Consider the following 18,962-nt stretch of genomic DNA (forward strand, 5'->3'; position numbering starts at 1 on the left):
GGCCCATGCCGCCTGGCGCGGGGCCACGGCCATCAGCCTGGACGATATTGATGCCGTGGCCGAGTTTGCCTTGCGTCATCGCCGCCGAGAACCTAAAGGCCAGGCGTCAACACCACCACCGCAGTCACCCCCTCAGGCCAGCAATGCTTCGCCTCAATCGGGGCAGGGCCAGTGGGGCGAACTGCCTGCACAGGTGCAACCCATGGGCGCGCGCCGTGAAGTGCCGAGCTGGCCAAAAAAGCCCTAGGCATCCGCCCCCGTTCTGCAGTGGGGGCGGATGCCAGGCCCCGGTCAGGTCAGCTCTCTGCGGGCAGGCAAGGCGCAAGCCGCAGCGCCGGCAGCGGGATGATCGACTGGGTGAAAACCCTGCTCGGCGGTCGTCCCCGGCTGCACGCTGATCTGGCCTGGAAAACCCGGCAAAGTGCAGCGCCGGAACTCTGGCTGGTGGTGGTGGATGCGTCTGCTTCAACCCGTCGCCATCAGGCGCTGAGTGACGCCAAGGGGCTGCTGGCCCAACTGTTTGAAGATGCGTATCGCCAGCGTGTGCGGGTGGCGGTGATGACGGTCAGCGCAAAGGCGCCGCAGTGGCAGGTCATCGGCTCCAAGGCGTCTGCTGCCTTGAATGACTGGTTGCAGGGCTTGGGTGCTGGAGGCGGGACGCCTTTGCTGGAGGCCTTGCAGGAAGTCGCTGACTGGCTTGAAAGGCGCCGCAAACAGTGTCCAGAGGAACAACAGCGCTTTTTACTGTTGACCGATGGCCGACTGAAAGAGTGGTCAACGCTGCCGGCCATTGACTGCCCGGGACTGTTGATCGATATCGAGCGTGGCCCGCTTCGTTTGGGCCGCTCGCGTCAAATGGCCGCCGAGTTGAATGCAGAGTATGTACACATTGATGGCTGATTATTTGTGGGAGCTGGTCAACCAGCTCCCAAATCAGTCAGCCGCTTCTCAAGCAGGCATGACCCAAGGCTGCAGGGTGTAGCCTTCGCTGCTGATCTCGGCGCGGGCTTGTGCCAGCAGGCTTTCCAGCTGAGCGGCGTCAGCGCAGGCGCTGCGCGGGATCTGTTTGCGGCCGATACGGGTATTGGTGCGATCGATAACAGTCAGGCTCAACTCGCCATGACCATCCTGTGCAGCCCAGGCAACGCATTGAAAAGGTTCAAAAGCGTGGCCGGCAATCAAAAGAGCTTCGTTGAAACGGAGCGGGGCGTTCATAGGGTGTTCTCTCAAGTATGCCCATCAAGTGATTAACCGTCGGCTGGGCTTACCGTTCGGTTGGTTACTTGTACTGATGACTTTAGAGGGGCATCAGGTCACACACTTTCGTCATATTTTTAAAAGTTTTTTTATATGACTGATCCAGATCAATTTTCAGTGAGTGTATCTATCGCCCCTGCTCTTGGAACGAGGCTGTACAGTTTGATTGGCTATTAGGGTTATAAACAAACGATCCAGAAAGCGCCCAATGGCTTGCTAAGGTTACGCGTAAGTTGAACAAGGGACTGTTTTTAATGCTGTTTTATGTTTTTCTGGCGCCAAGGAACAGTCATGCTTGCAATGTCCTCTCCCCGACGTCTGCTGGTGGTCGATCCCTGTGCGGATTGTCATGAATTGCTCCCCGGTCTGCGAACCATAGGCTGGGCGGTCGACAGCTGCACTCTGGCAACCGTTGTTGACCGCTCTTGCGATGTTGGCCTGTTCAGGCTGCAACCTTTTCATCTGGAACGTCCCGAAGCGGTAAAAGACATGATCAGTCGCAGTGGTACCGAGTGGATTGCGGCGCTCACCCCTGACGTACTGAAAATGAACAATGTGGGGGATTTTGTCTGCGAATGGTTTTTTGACTTTCACACCTTGCCCTTTGACGTCTCCCGGGTCCAGGTCACACTCGGCCGGGCCTTTGGCATGGCGTGCCTGCGAGGGCAAACTTCAACCCCGTCCGATGTACAGGAAGATGAACTGCTGGGTGACAGCCGATTGATGCGGGACCTGCGCATGACGGTGAGCAAATTTGCACCCACCCAGTCGCCCATCCTGATTCGCGGCGAGAGCGGTACGGGCAAGGAGCTGGTCGCCCGCACACTGCACCGTCAATCCCAGCGCAACGGCAAGCCATTTATTGCAATCAATTGCGGCTCCATTCCCGACCACTTGATCCAGTCTGAGCTGTTCGGCCATGAAAAGGGCTCCTTCACCGGCGCCCATCAGCGCAGGGTTGGACGCATTGAGGCCGCGAATGGCGGTACGCTTTTTCTGGATGAAATTGGCGATCTGCCGTTGGAATTGCAAGCCAGCCTGTTGCGCTTTTTGCAGGAAAAACACATCGAGAGAGTCGGCGGCAACCAGCCGATCCCCATCGATGTTCGTATTCTGGCAGCGACCCATGTTGATCTCGAGGCGGCAGTCGCCAACGGTCAATTTCGTGAAGACCTGTATTACCGCCTCAACGTGTTGCAATTAACCACCGCCCCCTTGCGAGAGCGACATGGTGACCTGGCCATGCTGGCCAGTCACTTTGCCCGTTTCTACAGTCTGGAAACAGGCCGTCGCCCGCGTACGTTCAGTGACGAGGCGTTGATTGCCATGGGCAATCATGGCTGGCCGGGAAATGTCCGCGAGCTGGCCAACCGCGTGCGTCGTGGCCTGGTATTGGCCGAAGGGCGGCAGATCGAAGCGCATGATCTGGGCCTGGAGTTGCGCCCGTTGCTGGTCGGCACGATGAACACCCTTGAACAATACAAGGACCGCGCCGAACGCCAGGCACTGTGCGAGGTGCTGGACCGGCACAGCGACAATTTGAGCATGGCCGCCAAGGTGCTTGGGGTTTCGCGGCCGACGTTTTATCGGTTACTGCACAAGCATCACATTCGTTGAAAGCAGCAAAAGGCCCCCAGCGCTCAAGCGCGGAGGGCCTTTTGCTGTTTAGAAGTAGTAAGGGAATTTCAGGCTGAAGGTGAAGTCCGGCGCATCGTCGGTCAAGCCTATGGACAGGTTTGGCACGATGGTCAGGTTATCGGTCGCTGCTACGGTCATGCCGATATTGAAGTAACCGGCGTTGGCATCACTGGTGGTAACTGTTTGCCCGTCACCGCCATCCTGCTTGAGTTTGCTCTTTTTCTGAATCAGGTCGGACACGGAAAACGACATACTCATTTTTTCGTTGAGGGCAAAAGCAACCCCTGCGCCAATCTGGAAGCTGTCACCCAGTTTGACCTTGCCAGGCTGCTTCAGGTTTTGCGTGGAACTGATGTCGTCAAATGACTCTTCAAGGTTATGGGTATACGAGAGAGAGCCGAACAGCACAGCTGGGTCGAAGGTCTTGACCAGGGAAATGGCAGGGCTGATCGACCACACACCATTGCCGGTGGGCAGGTCTTCAGGGACAAACAAGTTGGTGTTTTCAGAGGCTTTGACCAGTTTGATGCCAAACGGGTCCTTGCCGGTGGGGGCCTTGACCCGCACGCTGAAGACCGCATCCGGGGTATTGACCGACTCGTCGAGGAACTTGTATGCGACTCCGAAGTTGACGTCGCCAATGGTCGGGTCGCGGGTAACCGTTTGCTCTGAAGTGGCTTGCGCATCACCGCCGTTGGCCCCGCCGGACTGGTAAGTACTCTCGCGGTAAATCACCGGAACGTTAACGTCAAACTGCCAGCGGTTATCCAGGTTATAGCGTCCGGTGAGGTCAAGGGTCCAGTTGTCGGCCTTGATCCGGTCGAGGTTGAGGTTGCCCAGGAAAATTGAATCCAGGGCCAGAAAACCATTGAGAATCAGCTGGCGTGTGTCATAACGCGAATAGGTAATACCCGTTTCGAGGCTGAACTTGCCGCCGCCGAAAAAACCGCTGGCTTCATCGTAGAGGTTGACCACACTCTGGGCGGGGGCGGAGTCATCCTTGAGCGCGGCGCCATAAGAGCTGCCTTGTGCAGCGGTACTGGTGCCACTGGCAGCCGTAACGTTCTGGTTGCCCTTCATGTCGGCCGGTGATTTGGCCAGGCGCCTGGGTTGCGGCGTCGCAGGCTGATCCTCAACTTCACGCACCCGTTGCTCAAGCACTGCCAAGGCTTTTTGCTGTTGATCGTAACGTTGGCGAAGCTCCATAAGTTCTTGTTTTAGTAGCGCTAGATCGGCATCAGCCGCTGCATATAACAGGGGTGACGGGAATATAGTGCTCATACATACAACTGCGCGAAAGGTTAACGATCGATGCATGAAATAAGCCGTCCAGATAAGCCAAGTTGTAGAGCCTGAGCCTAGTTCAATAACCCATATTGCGAAGGCCTTTTAACTGATTGAGGTTGCAATCGAGCGCGCCGGGGCTGGGCAGGTTGTTACCCAGTACCACGTTAAGTTGTGCCATGTTATTGACCCTATTACCGCCGCCCAGCAAAGTAGTGCTTTGCAATACGCCACCCTGGGCGATTTGCTGCAGTGAGCTGCCTTGATTGTTGTTGGCCTGAATGGCCAGCTGAACGCCCCCACCCGTGGCGGAGACGGTCACATTGCCCGCACCAGCAGCCTGGGTGATGGACGTATGGGTCGTGAGTAATACCCCTTGCTGGTTGACCATGGGGGCCTGGTCGGCCTCGCTGACATTGATGTCGACGTTGTTATAGGCACTGTTGTTGTCACCCGCAGCCCGAACGCTCTGGGTGACGCCTTGGGCTGTGGTCAGGCCCGCACCACCGGTAACCGAGCCAGTGCCGTTTGAGCCAGGGGCACCGTTACCGGCAGAACTGTAAGTGGACACGTAAAACTTGGGTTCAATGGTGTTTTGCACATACATGGAAGTACTGGCGCCGACTACGCCGCCATTGCTGCTGGTCCAGGTACTGTTCATCACGATGCCGAAACTGATGATCCGCCCGGGCATCACATAACGGCCGCGCAACTCGGCCATTTCAGTGTCTTTCAATTCAACCGGTTTAAAGGACGCCGCCTGGGCGTGCAGGCTGTTCGCAAGGCATGCGGCAATCAGCCATATGGAAGTTTTCATGTACGGCTCCTGGAGCGTCGGGCTCCGTAGTCATGATTGACGCACCTTAAAAAAAGTCGCTTTGGATAAAACCGAAGTCCATGAGTTCTGCGTCTTTGACCGGGTTAAACCCGTTGAGCTGGTTTTTTGCGGTCAGCGGGGCAGGCGGGGTCAATAACGCATTGGTCTTGTCGTAACCGGGGCCGATGATGGCAAACACAATGCCATTCCAGCCTTTGAGGAAATCTGCGTGGGAGTAGCGCTTGTGCCCCAGTACAGGGTCGCCGATATACACCCAGTCCTTCTGCGCGCGTTGCAGCACGACAAAGTGCTTGTAGCCACGGATATCCAGTAGCACCACAACGGGTATGTTCACGCTTTCAAGGCTCTGCGCCGGAATTCGGTAACCCCTGGCGCGCATGCCGATGCTCTCAACGTAGCGCTTCATGTCGAGCATTGAGAAGCCCTGGGTGCGAACCAGATCCTGATCAGCGTTTTGCAGCATCCCCTTGATGATCTGGTCTTCGTTGACGTCCAGCCAATAGGCCTGACGCAGTACGGTGGCGAGCGCCGCAGCGCCGCAACTGAAATCGGTTTTTTGTTCAACGATATCCGCAAAGCGCCTTTCACGAATGCTCTGCACCTGCTTGAACACCAGGTTGCCGCCAGGCAGGGCAGCGATTGGCATCTGTGCGGCATGGGCCATTGCGCTCAGGCCGAAGAAGAGGGTGAGGGCGACAATACGCATGATTGATACGCCTGAATAAGGAAAAAGGGTCTCATAAACGAGACCCTTCTTTAGCGTCGCGACTACATGCAGACCTTGCAGCCGGCAGCGATGGACAGCGAGTTGCTTTGTTGGTTGCCGGTACCTGCCGCAATATTGGCACCGCCATTACCCGAGTAGCCATTGAACGAATGGTCCATGGTGGCGTTGTTGACGACAGGGGTTTTGTTGTTCCAGCCCGACCCTTGATTCCAAGTATTCACATTGCTCAGGTAAGACGCACCGGCTTCGTTGATCACCGACAGGTTGTTCGAGGTTTGCGAGGCGGTTGCCCCGGCGCTGGCGATACGACCATTGGATACGGCGATGGCCAGGTTGTTTTTCTGTTGGTTGAACTCGCCCGAAGCAACGTTTATGCCGACGTTACCCGAACTGCCATTGGCCGAGCTTTTGATCGAGGCGTTGTTTTGTGCGCCATAGTTGTGCGAGTTGTTGTGGCTGTTGGTCTGGGTGGCGCTGGTCAGGGACGCAGCGGTACCAAACACAAAGCTCTCGTCTGAAGTGGCGATCGCTACGGCGTTGTCTTGCTGGTTGCCGGAGCCGGAAGCGGCGTTCGCACCCATGTTGCCTTCAGACCCTTTGATCGAGTCCTTGATGGTTGCATTGTTTTCGACCGCCTTGTTGGTCACTTTGTTGTTGTGACTGTTTTGCACGTCAATCACGACTGCAGCAGCGGCGGCATTAGGGTCAAGGGTGTATGCAGGCGGTGTCGATGGAGGCGGCGGATTGTTGTTGCCGGTACCGTTGGCTTGAGCAGATACGGCCACCAGTGTTGCCAGAGCGAAAGCCAGTGGCTTCAGAGCGATTGACGGTTTCATGGTGTTTCTCCGTGCATCATTAGTTGGGTTAAGTGTTGGCACTTTCCAATTGCACTGCGTTGTTGCCGGGTCAGTCAGCAACCCGGATATTCAGGGTGTTAGCCATGCGGTTCCCCACCCCTGCACTCTGGTTCAACTGCACCACCCCTCGGCTGCCGGTGAAGGCCTGATCGCTGGTAACGATCTGGCGACTGCCGCTGGCGGGGGATGCGGTACCCGAGTCTGGAAGCAGCGCCACGTTCTGCTGGGACAAGGCGCTGTCGTCAATACCTTGCGGCCGGGCACTGATGCTGACCCGCACGGCATTGACCATCTGGTTATTGGCTCCGGCTGACTGGTTGATACCGATCACACCGCTGCCATTACTGAAGGAATTGCCACCGATAGTTGCCCGGGCATTGAGCGAGGTGTCGGCGGGGGTATTGAGTTTCTGGGTCACTGCAGTCGTAGCGCGTGCCTCGGTGCCGATGGCAATTGCACGGATATTGACTTGCTGTTGCTGATCGCCAGAGGCCTGGTTAAGCGAGACATTGCCATGGTAGTTGGCCCCCGAATCCTTGATCGTGGCGTTGTTATCGGAAGCCGCCACAGCGAAGGAGGTGACCAGCAGCGCGGCAATCAGTGCAGGCAGGCGGCAGGCAATCATGTTATTTCCCCTGGCCCAGGGCAGTGAGCGGGCGCATCCCCTGGCTGATGCTATTGCCAATCGTGCCGGAAATGCTGTTTGCGCTGCCGCCAGCATGACCATTGCTTATGCCTGGCAGGCCGTTGCTGGTGGTGAGGCCGGGCAGTGTGTTACCACTGGGCATAATGGACCGGGTGATCGCAGCTCCGCTGCTGACGCCGGCAAAGTCACCATCGCTCAGTTCACGGGTTGCACCCATGACTTGAACCAAGGGGCTGGCATTTGCGGTTAGCGGGTCAGGATCGGGATGCATGGGCGGATTGCCCACCGCATGGGGTTGCACGGTACGGGTAAGCACTATTTCGCCATTGCCGGCGGCCTGAACAACGGCGCACCAGCCCAGCAAGGCGCTCAGGCTGCAAGCCATCAGCAGGTGACCATTACCACAACATGCGTGCCCCATGACTGTGCTCCCTTATCGACGCTGGCCCTGGCAAGCGTGATAGGAAGAGAGCATGAGCTGTGCCATTTCTAAGTTAATGTTTGAAAACAACAGCACACAGCACGATGACTGTTCCGGGCGGGATCAGGTGTAACGAACATGAGATGTCAGTGTGCAGCCCCGGCCCTTGTACAATAAGGGCCGGGTTGCAAATTACGTGGTGCAGGGGGGTGTCTCGTTAACCTTACAATTTCGCAAAGTCGTGCCTCAAACCAATGTTTTAGAGGCTTCACGAAATTTTCATGTAACAGCAACGGACATTGGCAAGAAGCTGAAAGCATTAAGTAACTCGCTTGCCAGTTGTTTGTTGTAAACAACCTAACTTATGGACTAATACTGTCTGAGCAAGTTTCCCGACTACCCATTAATTGTTCGACTGCGGCGCAGGCATGCTGTTGCCGGGCCTGCCAGTCGCCGGTTATCACTTGTACGGTTTGTTGATGATCGGTGAGCCAGTCAAGACTGGCCGCAAAAAACGCCTGGCGTTCCGCCAGTGAGGGTTGGCAGCGTTGACCGTCAGCGGTCCACTCCACATCGTCGGGGGACAGCAGCAAATGCAGGTCGTAGTGGCGCTTGAGCAGTTCAGTTTCAAGCCACTGTGGGCAGTCACCAAACAGGGTCTGGCTCCAGAGGATATTGCTGAGTAAATGGGTATCCAGAATCAGCAGCGCGGGTTGTTGGGCGCGCGCTTCGTCTTCCCAGCGAAGCTGCCCGAGAGCGATGTCCGGAATATCGGCCAGGCAGGTCTCGCGAGGGTTTTGCTCGATAAAGTAGCGCACATACTCGCCCACCATCGTGCCGCCAAAGCGCTGCTGCAATAACGCAGCGAGCCAGCTCTTGCCACTCGACTCCGGCCCCGCCAGAACGACCACCTTCATGTGCGCAGCGCCGGGTCGCGGCGCCAGTCACGCCAGCCTTGAATGGCTATCAGGGTAAACAACGCGTACAGGCCGGCGGTGAAGTACAGGTCCTGCCAGGCAAAAAAGCCGATATAAAGCACATCGATGACACACCACAATGCCCAACACTGCAGGCGTTTTTGCGCCATCCATAATTGGGCAACCAGACTGAAGGCTGTCAGCGTGGCATCTGACCAGGGGAAAGTGGAATCGGTCCAATGGGCCATTGAGGCGCCGAGAACCACGCTGCCGATGGCGCCTGCAATCACGCCGCCCAGCACTTGCAATGGGCTTAGCCGGCTGACGACACGGCCTTCATGCTGTGCCCCTGCGCGTGTCCACTGCCACCAGCCATAGACTTGCAACAGGGCAAAAAATACCTGCAAGAGCATGCCTGAATACAGTTTGATCTCGAAGAAGATCCAGCTGTAGAGCAGCACCATCACCAGGCCGATGGGCCAGCACCAGGGGTTCTGTTTGACTGTCAACCAGACAGCAATGACGCCGAGTGCGGCGGCAAACAGTTCAAGCCCTGACATTGGGATTCCTTGGGGAGAGAGAAGGGCGGGGATTGTACCTGCAGGCGCACTGTTTGTGCTCTGGCGTTTTGCCGTAGTTGTGGGAGCGGGCAAGCCCGCTCCCACAGGATCAAGGCCGATGCAGCAACACATAGTCGTTCTTGTCGAAACGACCGCTCAGCGTCGGGGCAATATTACCCAGGTCACTGCCTTGCAAGGCCTCATAGTCCTTGCGATCCATGATGATCCAGGCCGGAGCCGGCAATGCTGCCAGTTCAGCGGATGACTGGGTGAACAGCGGTAGCAGATCACGATCCACGTTAACCATGAACTTGATCGCCTTGGCGTCCTTGCCCATGCCATGCAGTACTACTGGGGCCGGAGCCTGGTCGATCAGTTGCATGGCCTTGAGGGTAAAGGTACGCGTATCGTAAAGGCTGCGCTCTGCAGGTTCGAAGACCATGATATAGCTGCTCCACATCGCCAGCACCGCACAGGTTGCCAGCCCCGCAACACGCCATTGGGCTTTGAACAGTACGCCAACGGCCAGAACCTGAAGCACGGCCAGGGCCACGAATATGACGGTCAAGGGTGGCAACTCTTCACCAAAACGCTTGCGTACAACCACCAGACCGATAATCAGTAAACCCGGCAGCAGCAGGAACAACCCCTGAATCAAGCCGCGCAGGCCAGCAAAGACCCGCCCGTGCATGACCTGGAACGGGTAGGCCGCAATAATCGCGGCCATCGGTAACATGGGCAGCAGGTAACGGGCCTTTTTGGCCTGGGGAATCGACAGGCCGATCATCACGATCAGGGCTGCACCAACGCAGTACTTGACCAGTTGCAAGGCTGGCCCCGACGGCTTGCGCCCGGTAATCAGGATCGCCAGCAGCACCAAAACGGCCAGCGGATAGGCCAGCGCGTAATTGCCCATGGAACTGGTGAAGTAATACAGCACGCCGCTGGCGCCTTCGGTTCCATCCATGCGTCCTGTCACTTGCATGCGGATGACTTCATGTACAAAAGCCTCACCGCCACTGATCCAGGCCAGCATCAATAACGTGCCAATACACAGGATCAGCAAGACCAGCGCTTGCAGGCCAAAGCTGATCAGGCGCCGCCACTGGCCATTAAGCAGGTAATAGCTGCACAGAATACCGGTGGGAATGACCAGGCCGATCGGCCCGCGCACCGCAAAACCCAATACCAGCAGGGCCAACAACCAGAAATGACGGCGTGGTGCCGCAAAGTGATCGTGGGCGTAAGCCAGGTAGAAGGCACTGAAACTGAGCGCTGCCAGCATCTGGTCAAGCGATACCGCGCGGGTTTCGGTGATAAAAGTCATGCTCAGCAACAGCAGTGCCACGCTGACCAGCGCCCAGGTGCGCGATTGCGCCGCTACCAGGCGATACATCAAGGTCACAATGCTTGCACTGGCAATGGCCGTGGGTAGCCAAGCGGTGAGGCTGGTGACTTTGCCAAAGGGCAGGGACAGCAGCCAGGTAAGCAGTGTCGAGGTTGCGCTGTAGTCCGCGTAAGGCTGGCCGTAGGTGGTCGGGAAAAAACCGGGGCCGTGACGCAGCATTTCATTGGCGAACATGACAAAGCGAGAATCAAAGCCGATCGCGGCCTCTTGATGGTTGCCCAGGATAAACAGCAGCAAGGCGAGCGCGCCCAGAACCAGCGATTGCCTGCGCAAGGTGAGCAGGGCGGGGGAGGTGAAATCGGCACGCATGTCGAGTTTCCTTGTCTCATCGGGACGCACAAAAAAAACGCCGCCATTGTTGCCAATGGCGGCGCTGCTGAATCATCAAAGGGCTGTAGACCCGACCGGCAAGTTGCACGACTCGCCACGCCCCATCGGGAAGTACTGCAAGCCGGCCTTGGCCAGGCGCTCACCGTCATACAGGTTGCGCCCGTCAAATATCACCGGTGTGCTCAGGCGTTGCTTGATCAGGTCGAAGTCCGGCGCCTTGAATTGCTGCCACTCGGTGCAGACGATCAATGCGTCGGCGCCATTAAGGGTAGATTCCGGTGTGCCCATCAGGCTCAGGCGCGCTTCATCGCCGTAAAGGCGCTGGGTTTCCTGCATGGCTTCGGGGTCGAAAGCGCGCACATTGGCACCCGCAGCCCACAGGGCCTCCATCAATACGCGGCTGGGTGCGTCGCGCATGTCATCGGTATTGGGTTTGAATGCCAGGCCCCACAACGCAAAGGTCTTGCCTTGAAGGTTGCCCTTGAAAAACGCGTTGATGCGTTCGAACAGCTTGTGCTTCTGCCGCTCGTTGATCGCTTCGACCGCTTGCAGCAGATCGCTGGAGCAATTGACCTGCTGGGCACTGTGGATCAGCGCGCGCATGTCTTTGGGGAAGCACGAACCGCCATAGCCGCAGCCAGGGTAGATGAAGTGATAGCCAATGCGCTGGTCGGCGCCAATGCCCAGGCGCACGGCTTCGATGTCGGCCCCAAGGTGCTCGGCCAGTTCGGCGATCTGGTTGATAAAGCTGATCTTGGTCGCCAGCATGCAGTTGGCGGCGTACTTGGTCAGCTCGGCGCTGCGCAGGTCCATGAAAATGATCCGGTCATGGTTGCGGTTGAACGGCGCGTACAGGTCGCGCATGACTTCACGCACCTCTTCACGGGCACAGCCAATGATGATGCGGTCCGGGCGGCGGCAATCAGTGACGGCCGAGCCTTCCTTGAGGAATTCCGGGTTGGATACCACGTCAAATTGCAGCGAGCGTCCGGCCTGTTCCAGGGCCTTGTTGATATGGGCGGTCAGCGCGTCGCCAGTGCCCACGGGCACGGTGGATTTCTCGACCAGGATCAGCGGCTCCTTGCGGTGGCGGGCAACGGCGTCACCCACGGAGAACACCTGGCCAAGATCAGCCGAACCGTCTTCGCTCGGTGGTGTGCCCACGGCGATAAACAGTACCTGGCCGTGCTCGACAGCGGTTTTTTCATCGCTGGTAAAACGCAGGCGCTTGCTCTCGAGGTTTTCACGCACCAGGGCTGAAAGCCCGGGCTCGAAAATGCTGACGTGACCTTGTTGCAGCGACTCGACCTTTTTCTGGTCAATGTCCATGCAGATGACGTCATGGCCGACTTCCGCCAGAACCGTCGCCTGCACCAGGCCTACATAACCACTACCAAATACACTGATTTTCATGCGCTGTTTCCGGAAGTACGTCGAGAATTGATCACAAGCACCCCAAGAATGACCAGCGTCACACCGAGGGTTTTTGAAAGGGTGAAGCTTTCATGGAAAATCGGCAGGCTGGCAGCCAGCAGGTAGACCAATGCATAGCTGACACTTAGCAGCGAATAGGCGCGGCCCAAGGGCAAATCGCGCAGGGCCAGCAGCCAGCAGAGCATCGACAGTGCATACGCGACAATGGCGGCAACTACCATGGCCAACGCCGGGAGCGAGACACTGCCCTGGCTGAACGCTTCAAGCCATTGGGCGGGCTGCGGCAACCGCGTCATGCTCCAGCGCATGCCCAGTTGGGCGCCGCTGACCAGTAATACACTGCCTGAGGCAAAGGCAAATCCACGGTACAGGCTCATGCGTGTTGCCCCAGCAAAACCACCCCGGCTATTACCAGCCCAACGCCCAGCCAATGGCGCAGGTCGATGGTTTCTTTAAACAGATAGCGGGCCACCAGGGTGATCAGTACAAAATTTAGGCTGAGCATCGGGTAAGCAACCCCGACCTCGAGCCGTTGTAGCACCAGCAACCACACCAGCAAACCCAGGCCGAGACATAGCAGTGCCAGCCATAACCAGGGGGAGCGCAGTTTTTGCGCCACCCCGGTGTCAACCCCGCGCCAACCTTCGACCGCGTATTTCTGGGCGATCTGGCCAGCACAGGTCAACAGACAGGCCAACAGCAATAGCGTCAGGGTCATGGAGCAATCTGCGGGTAAATCAAAATCACCATATTGCCTTCGTCATAGCGCTTGGCGTCTTTGGGCAACTCGTCCATTTCATGGCTCTCATCGCTGTCCTTGACGCGCATCACCACGCCGACAGGGCCTTTGCGGCGAGCTTCAGCCATCCACGGGCCAACTTCAGTCAGGCTAATGCTTTTACCTTTGGCATCGTCGTAGGTCAGGCCGTACTTGACCTCACCCTGGGTGTTGTAGAGTGTCACGTCAGGTCGGCGCAGACGCCAGGCCAAAGCAGACGCTGCGCCCAGGTCGTTACTCAGAAATGTCTTGGCCCGGGACAGCTCATCCATATGTTCCAGGACAAACTGGTCAGGCATTTTGTTGTGAACCACGCTGCTCGGCATGGCGGCTGGCAGTACCAGTACCAGAACACCCATGGCCAGTGCCGGCGCAGCCCACATTTTCAGAGGTTTGGTCAGTGTCAGCAGGCCGGTAATGATCCACGTCAGCAGCACCACGACCAGCAGGGCCATATGCAGCGGTTCGTTGTCATAGAAGGGCTGTTTGACCTGGAAATACACCAGGGCCAGCAATGCCGCACTGCCGCCGATCAGGTTGACCGCGCCATTGAAGCGCAGGGCGCAGGTTTTGGCCTGTTCAACCCGTTGCATCATTGCGTGGCCCAGCAGCAGTGCCAACGGCAACATGCACGGCATGATGTAGGTTGGCAGCTTGCCCTTGCTCAGGCTGAACAGCCCCAGTGGCAGCAGCAGCCATAGCAGCACGAACACAATGCTTGCATGGCGTTTGTTGCTCCAGGCGTCCTTGAAGGCCACCGGCAACAACGCTGCCCAAGGCAGGCTGGAAACCACCAGCAGCGGCAGGTAGAACCACCATGGGCGACCGTGCTGGGCATCGTCACCGGCAAAACGGCGGATATGCTCGTGCCAGAAGAAGAAGCGCCAGTAGTCAGGCTCCTGGGCGTGTACTGCCAGCACCCACGGCAGCGAGACAATGGCCGCCACCAGCATGGCCACCAGGCCGTACTTGACCAGTTCCAGAAAGCGCTTTTGCCAGAGCATGTAGGGCAGAGCGATCAGTACCGGCAGCAGCAGAGCTAGAAAACCCTTGGTCATAAAGCCCATGCCGCAGGCAAAACCCAGTACCACCCAACTGATCAGGCGATCACGATTGGAGCTGCTGTCGACGGCAAACCACAGCGCCACCAGGCTCAGGTTGACCCACAGGGTAAACTGCGGATCAAGGTTGGAATAACCGGCCTGGCCTGCAATCAGGCCAAAGGTCATGTACACCAGGGCGCAGGCAAAGCTCTTGCGCGGATCGTTCCACAGGCGACGGGCCACGGCATAGGCCAGGAATACGCTCAAACCGGTGGCGATGGCCGAGGCAATGCGCACGCCAAACAGGTTTTCGCCAAAAATGGCCTGGCCGATGGCAATCATCCAGTAGCCGGCAATCGGCTTCTCGAAGTAACGCAAATCCATAAAGTGCGGGGTGACCCAGTTACCGTCGATCAGGATTTGCTGGCCGATCTGCGCGTAGCGCGTTTCGTCCGGGATCCACAAGCCGTGGGTGCCCAATGGCAACAGGTAAAAGGCGATAAAGGCCAGAACCAGCAGCGGTATTGTCCAGCGTGAAGTCATGGCTTCTGCACTCCCAACCAGCCTTCACGGCCTTCCAGCACGCCACGGCTCAATTGCCCGGCGGGCAGGCTCTCGAGGTCGGCGGGCAGCAAGTCCCGCAGGGGTTGGAAATGAATGTCACGGGCACGGGCCTGCGCCAGTAATTGACGGAAGTCATTGGCCATAAGAATCCCTTCTACTTCAGCATGGATGGTGTACGCATTCAGCTTTTGCGGGCTGAAGCGGTCAAGAATGAATGAGTTGAAATCGGCGGCACTGAGCTCGGGCCCGACCACTTCATCGAATGTGGGTAAGTCCACAGGGATTTGCGGCGCCCCCAGCCTGCCGTCGGCCAACCTTGGCCGAAACAGGCTGTGCCCGCGGCAATCACTGTTGTAGCGAAAACCAAAGGTTTCCTTGGCCCGGACCACGCGCTCGTCGGCACGCCAGCCAGCGGCCGCCGAACATTCGACGGCTTGCCCGGTGATGTCGCTCAGGGTGTCGACACCCCGGCGGATCTGCTCGATCAGCTGCGCCTCGCTCCAGCGCGCGGTATTGGCCTGCCAGCCATGGTGATCCCAGGCGTGCAGGCCGACCTCATGCCCGGCGGCAAGGGTCTGGCGCATCAAGTGCCCCAGATCCTTGCCGATCGGTTTGCCGGGCCAAGCGGTGCCAGCCAGCAAAATATCCCAGCCATACAGGCTGGCAGCCTTGGAGCGCATCATTTTCCAGAAGAACCGGGGCTTGATCAGCCGCCATAAATGGCGGCCCATGTTGTCCGGCCCCACGCTGAAAAAAAACGTCGCCTTGATCTGGGCTTCGTCGAGCAGTTCGAGTAGCCGCGGCACCCCCTCACGGGTGCCGCGGTACGTGTCGACATCGATACGCAGTCCAGCTTGCATCAGCGTTTTTCCGCGATTTCTACCATGGCTTCACGCAGGAAGAAGTCCAGGGTCTTGCCAATGGTTTCGCTCAGCTCGGTGGTGGGTGTCCAGTCGATCAGGCGACGGGCGTTTTCCACGCTTGGCTTGCGATGGCTGACGTCCTGGTAACCGGTACCGTAGAAAGACTGGCTTTCAACATCACGGAAACCGGCAAACGGCGGGAAGTTGTCACGCAGCGGATGCGCCTCGAACTGGCGCAGTAACTCTTCGCCCAGTTGACGAATGCTGGCTTCGTTGTCCGGGTTGCCGATGTTGATGATCTGGCCGTCGCACTTGCCATCCTTGTTGTCGATGATGCGCGCCAGAGCTTCGATACCATCGGCCACGTCAGTGAAGCAGCGCTTTTGTTCGCCGCCGTCAACCAGACGGATCGGGGTACCTTCCACCAGGTGCAGGATCAGTTGGGTGATGGCGCGTGAGCTGCCAACCCGTGCCGAGTCCAGGCGGTCAAGGCGTGGGCCCATCCAGTTGAACGGACGGAACAGGGTGAATTTCAGGCCCTTGGTACCGTAAGCCCAGATAACGCGATCCAGCAGTTGCTTGGAGACCGAGTAGATCCAGCGCTGTTTGTTGATCGGGCCAACAATCAGGTTGGAGGTGTCTTCGTCGAAGTTCTTGTCCTGGCACATGCCATACACTTCGGACGTGGACGGGAAAATCACGCGCTTGTTGTACTTGACGCAGTAGCGCACCAGCTTGAGGTTCTCTTCGAAGTCCAGTTCGAAGACGCGCAACGGGTTGCGGGTGTATTCGATTGGCGTTGCGATGGCCACCAGCGGCAGGACCACGTCGCACTTCTTGATGTGGTATTCGATCCATTCAGTGTGGATGCTGATATCGCCTTCCACAAAGTGGAAGTTGGGGTGGCTGCGCAGGCGATCGATAGCATCGGAGCCGATATCGAGGCCGTAGACTTCGTAGCGGTCGTCCTGTAGCAGACGCTCGGACAGGTGGTTGCCGATAAAACCGTTAACCCCAAGGATAAGCACGCGGGTGCGGCGTGCCGGGCGGCCGGACTCAGCACCACGCAGGCGCGAACCTTCGACCAGGCCCAGTTCACGGGCCAGTTGCGGGCCGCTCAGGTACAGACCGTTATCGTTGCGCTGACCGGCAGTGATGACCAGCGAGTCTGTGCCGCAGGCAATACGCAGCGGCTCGCAGCTGATGACCTGGCCAGGTGCATGGCCCTGGTTGCCGGCAACCACTTCGGCGCCCCACACAATCAGCTTGTGCTCACCCACGGCGCAGAAGGCGCCCGGGTAAGGTTGGGTCACGGCACGTACCAGGTTGAACAGTTCTTCAGCCGGGCGGTTCCATTGCAGCAAGCCGTCAGCCGGGGTGCGGCGACCAAAATAAGTGGCTTTGGATTCGTCTTGTGGGGTTTCGGTGAGCTTGCCTTGTGGCAGCAGTGGCAGGGCCTCGGCCAGCAGTTTGGCGGCGGTTTCGCGAAGCTTGGCGTGCAGGGTCAGGGCCGTGTCCGAACGCTCGATGCTGATACGGTGCTGGGCCAGGATATCGCCCGCGTCGGCGCGTTTGACCATGCGGTGCAGGGTTACGCCGGTTTCGGTTTCGCCGTTTACCAGTACCCAGTTGGCCGGTGCGCGGCCGCGGTAGCGTGGCAGCAGGGAACCATGCAGGTTGAAGGCGCCTTTGCTGACGCTTGCCAGCAACTCTTCGCCCAGCAGGTGGCGATAATAGAACGAGAAGATGTAGTCGGCGTTCAGTTTGCGAATGCGCTCGATCCACAATGGGTGGTTGGCGTCTTCAGGAGCGTGGACCGGAATGCCTTTGCGTGCACACAGCTGGGCAACCGAACCGTAGAAGTTGTTTTCTTTGGGGTCGTCAGCATGGGTGAATACAGCAGCAATTTCGTAGCCTGCATTGAGCAAGGCTTCGATGCCTGTGCAGCCAATATCGTGATAGGCGAAAACAACGGCTTTCAAACTCATGATTGAACCTGTGTCGAAGTAGAGGAAGTCGGGGTGCTGGTTGTAACGGAAGGCGGTGCAGAGTCGGCGCGTACGATTTTTTCAATAAAGAATCGTGGCCGTGCCCTTACATCGCTGTACATGCGGCCCAGGTATTCACCCAGAAGGCCCATGCCGATAAATTGGCCGCCGGTAAACACGAAGAGCACCGCAAACAATACGAAAGTACCGTCGCCGGCCCAGCTTGCACCGAAGATCAGGCGCAACATGATCAGGGCAATGGCGAATACCGCGCCCAGTGCTGCCATGCTGAAACCGATGATGCTCAGCAGGCGCAGGGGCGTGGTCGTCATGCAGGTGATCAGGTCGAACATCAGGTTGATCAGGCGCATGGCGCTGTACTTGGAGTCACCGTGCTCGCGCTCGGCGTGCTCGACCAGTACCTCGGTGGTGTGGCGGGCAAAGCTGTTGGCCAGGATCGGGATAAAGGTGCTGCGTTCGCGGCAGGCGAGCATGGCGTCGACGATGCTGCGCCGGTAGGCGCGCAGCATGCAACCATAGTCGCTCATGGCAACCCCGGTGGAGCGTTGTACGGCCAGGTTGATCAGCCGTGAAGGCCAGCGGCGCCAGGCGGAGTCCTGACGGTTGTTGCGTACCGTTCCGACCACGTCGTACCCAAGAGCAGCCTGTGCCACCAGGCGCGGAATTTCTTCCGGCGGGTTTTGCAGGTCGGCATCCAGAGTGATCACCACATCGCCTTTGGAGTGCTCAAAGCCGGCCATGATTGCAGCATGCTGGCCGTAGTTGCGGTTGAGAATAACCGCAACTACGGGGCTGCCTTCACGTGCGGCAGCGTCTTCGAGAATTTGCGCCGATTTGTCCCGGCTGCCGTCGTCGACCAGCACGATTTCATAGGCCTGGCTCAGTTGTGCGCAGGCGGCTTCTGTGCGACGCAAGAGCTCGGGCAGACTTTCTTCTTCGTTGTAGACCGGAATGACGATCGACACACACTGGATTGGGTAGGGTTTCAAAGTATTCGTTCCAGTCAGTTTCAATGGCACAAGACGACATGTCTTTGTCGACCAAACTCAGGGCGCGTTAAAGATCCGGGCCCTTTACGAGTAAAGCCTGTTTCTAACAAAGGTAAAGTCGTTCTAAAGCGTTATCTACATGATTTTGTTGCAAAGTCTTGGGGCATTGCTTTCGTTGCTGTTGCATACGTTAAACGCGTCCTTGTGAAAAACCTATGAAAGTTGGGTCAACAGTGCATCCTATCTAAACGCTAGACAGGTGCTATTCAGGAAAGTATTAACAGCGCCCAAGCATTGTCTGACTTGACAGTAGTACTTTTCTTAAACGGGAAGATTCCTACATTGATTGAACGATTTTGAACAGTGATTCAGCACAAGTTTTATGACTGATGAGTAACA

General features: G+C 57.7%; 19 protein-coding genes and 1 pseudogene. 3 read left to right on the forward strand and 17 right to left on the reverse strand.

Annotated features, from left to right (window positions below; translation table 11 throughout):
* Both GHO42_RS05495 and GHO42_RS05500 read left to right on the forward strand, forming a co-directional pair.
* Positions 1-247, forward strand: a pseudogene (locus tag GHO42_RS05495) (magnesium chelatase); the annotation flags it as partial.
* A gap of 98 nt (positions 248-345) precedes the next feature.
* The gene (locus tag GHO42_RS05500; RefSeq protein WP_095038825.1) at positions 346-900 is read left to right on the forward strand and encodes a VWA domain-containing protein; all 555 of its coding nucleotides are present in this window, start codon (positions 346-348) and stop codon (positions 898-900) included.
* A 48-nt stretch (positions 901-948) separates the two neighbouring features.
* On the opposite strand, the gene GHO42_RS05505 is transcribed toward GHO42_RS05500, so the two are convergent.
* Positions 949-1,215, reverse strand: coding sequence for a hypothetical protein (locus tag GHO42_RS05505; protein WP_095000290.1), 267 nt, complete (start codon positions 1,213-1,215; stop codon positions 949-951).
* Between the two features lie 333 nt (positions 1,216-1,548).
* Between GHO42_RS05505 and GHO42_RS05510 the strand changes: the two genes are divergently transcribed.
* Positions 1,549-2,874, forward strand: a complete 1,326-nt coding sequence (locus GHO42_RS05510) for a sigma-54 dependent transcriptional regulator (protein ID WP_095000289.1) — start codon at positions 1,549-1,551, stop codon at positions 2,872-2,874.
* Positions 2,875-2,922: 48 nt separating this feature from the next.
* On the opposite strand, the gene GHO42_RS05515 is transcribed toward GHO42_RS05510, so the two are convergent.
* From GHO42_RS05515 to arnC, 16 genes are all read right to left on the reverse strand, one after another.
* The gene (locus tag GHO42_RS05515) at positions 2,923-4,212 is read right to left on the reverse strand and encodes a transporter (protein ID WP_133144587.1); all 1,290 of its coding nucleotides are present in this window, start codon (positions 4,210-4,212) and stop codon (positions 2,923-2,925) included.
* A gap of 46 nt (positions 4,213-4,258) precedes the next feature.
* Entirely contained in the window at positions 4,259-4,996 is a 738-nt protein-coding gene (locus GHO42_RS05520; protein WP_133144588.1) for a hypothetical protein, read from the reverse strand.
* A 46-nt stretch (positions 4,997-5,042) separates the two neighbouring features.
* Positions 5,043-5,723, reverse strand: coding sequence for a C39 family peptidase (locus GHO42_RS05525; protein ID WP_095024692.1), 681 nt, complete (start codon positions 5,721-5,723; stop codon positions 5,043-5,045).
* Between the two features lie 62 nt (positions 5,724-5,785).
* Positions 5,786-6,580 carry a hypothetical protein gene (locus GHO42_RS05530; protein WP_133144589.1) on the reverse strand — a complete coding sequence of 265 codons (795 nt, stop codon included), beginning with the start codon at positions 6,578-6,580 and terminating at the stop codon, positions 5,786-5,788.
* Between the two features lie 70 nt (positions 6,581-6,650).
* Entirely contained in the window at positions 6,651-7,226 is a 576-nt protein-coding gene (locus GHO42_RS05535) for an adhesin (protein WP_133144590.1), read from the reverse strand.
* Position 7,227: 1 nt separating this feature from the next.
* On the reverse strand, positions 7,228-7,668 hold the full coding sequence (locus tag GHO42_RS05540) for a hypothetical protein (protein ID WP_133144591.1): 441 nt from the start codon (positions 7,666-7,668) through the stop codon (positions 7,228-7,230).
* Positions 7,669-8,030: 362 nt separating this feature from the next.
* Positions 8,031-8,585, reverse strand: coding sequence for an AAA family ATPase (locus GHO42_RS05545; RefSeq protein ID WP_095019956.1), 555 nt, complete (start codon positions 8,583-8,585; stop codon positions 8,031-8,033).
* Positions 8,582-9,145, reverse strand: coding sequence for a nicotinamide riboside transporter PnuC (gene pnuC / locus GHO42_RS05550; protein ID WP_095000282.1), 564 nt, complete (start codon positions 9,143-9,145; stop codon positions 8,582-8,584). The genes GHO42_RS05545 and pnuC overlap by 4 nt, the downstream gene beginning before the upstream one ends.
* A 109-nt stretch (positions 9,146-9,254) precedes the next feature.
* Positions 9,255-10,862, reverse strand: a complete 1,608-nt coding sequence (locus tag GHO42_RS05555) for a glycosyltransferase family 39 protein (RefSeq protein WP_133144592.1) — start codon at positions 10,860-10,862, stop codon at positions 9,255-9,257.
* Positions 10,863-10,937: 75 nt separating this feature from the next.
* Positions 10,938-12,296, reverse strand: a complete 1,359-nt coding sequence (locus GHO42_RS05560) for a UDP-glucose/GDP-mannose dehydrogenase family protein (RefSeq protein WP_133144593.1) — start codon at positions 12,294-12,296, stop codon at positions 10,938-10,940.
* Entirely contained in the window at positions 12,293-12,694 is a 402-nt protein-coding gene (gene arnF / locus GHO42_RS05565) for a 4-amino-4-deoxy-L-arabinose-phosphoundecaprenol flippase subunit ArnF (protein ID WP_095000279.1), read from the reverse strand. Before arnF ends, GHO42_RS05560 begins: the two co-directional genes overlap by 4 nt.
* Positions 12,691-13,035, reverse strand: a complete 345-nt coding sequence (gene arnE / locus GHO42_RS05570) for a 4-amino-4-deoxy-L-arabinose-phosphoundecaprenol flippase subunit ArnE (RefSeq protein ID WP_095000278.1) — start codon at positions 13,033-13,035, stop codon at positions 12,691-12,693. The genes arnF and arnE overlap by 4 nt, the downstream gene beginning before the upstream one ends.
* Entirely contained in the window at positions 13,032-14,681 is a 1,650-nt protein-coding gene (gene arnT, locus GHO42_RS05575) for a lipid IV(A) 4-amino-4-deoxy-L-arabinosyltransferase (protein ID WP_133144594.1), read from the reverse strand. The genes arnE and arnT overlap by 4 nt, the downstream gene beginning before the upstream one ends.
* Positions 14,678-15,562 carry a 4-deoxy-4-formamido-L-arabinose-phosphoundecaprenol deformylase gene (gene arnD / locus GHO42_RS05580; RefSeq protein WP_095019952.1) on the reverse strand — a complete coding sequence of 295 codons (885 nt, stop codon included), beginning with the start codon at positions 15,560-15,562 and terminating at the stop codon, positions 14,678-14,680. Before arnD ends, arnT begins: the two co-directional genes overlap by 4 nt.
* Positions 15,562-17,553, reverse strand: coding sequence for a bifunctional UDP-4-amino-4-deoxy-L-arabinose formyltransferase/UDP-glucuronic acid oxidase ArnA (gene arnA / locus GHO42_RS05585; protein ID WP_153326051.1), 1,992 nt, complete (start codon positions 17,551-17,553; stop codon positions 15,562-15,564). Before arnA ends, arnD begins: the two co-directional genes overlap by 1 nt.
* A complete protein-coding gene (arnC, locus tag GHO42_RS05590; protein WP_133144596.1) occupies positions 17,550-18,563 on the reverse strand; it encodes an undecaprenyl-phosphate 4-deoxy-4-formamido-L-arabinose transferase in 1,014 nt (337 codons plus the stop codon). The genes arnA and arnC overlap by 4 nt, the downstream gene beginning before the upstream one ends.
* Between the last annotated feature and the right edge of the window lie 399 nt (positions 18,564-18,962).

Origin of the sequence: Pseudomonas sp. FSL R10-0056, from assembly GCF_009600105.1 — a bacterium.
In the GTDB taxonomy this organism is placed as follows: Bacteria; Pseudomonadota; Gammaproteobacteria; order Pseudomonadales; family Pseudomonadaceae; genus Aquipseudomonas; species Aquipseudomonas bubulae.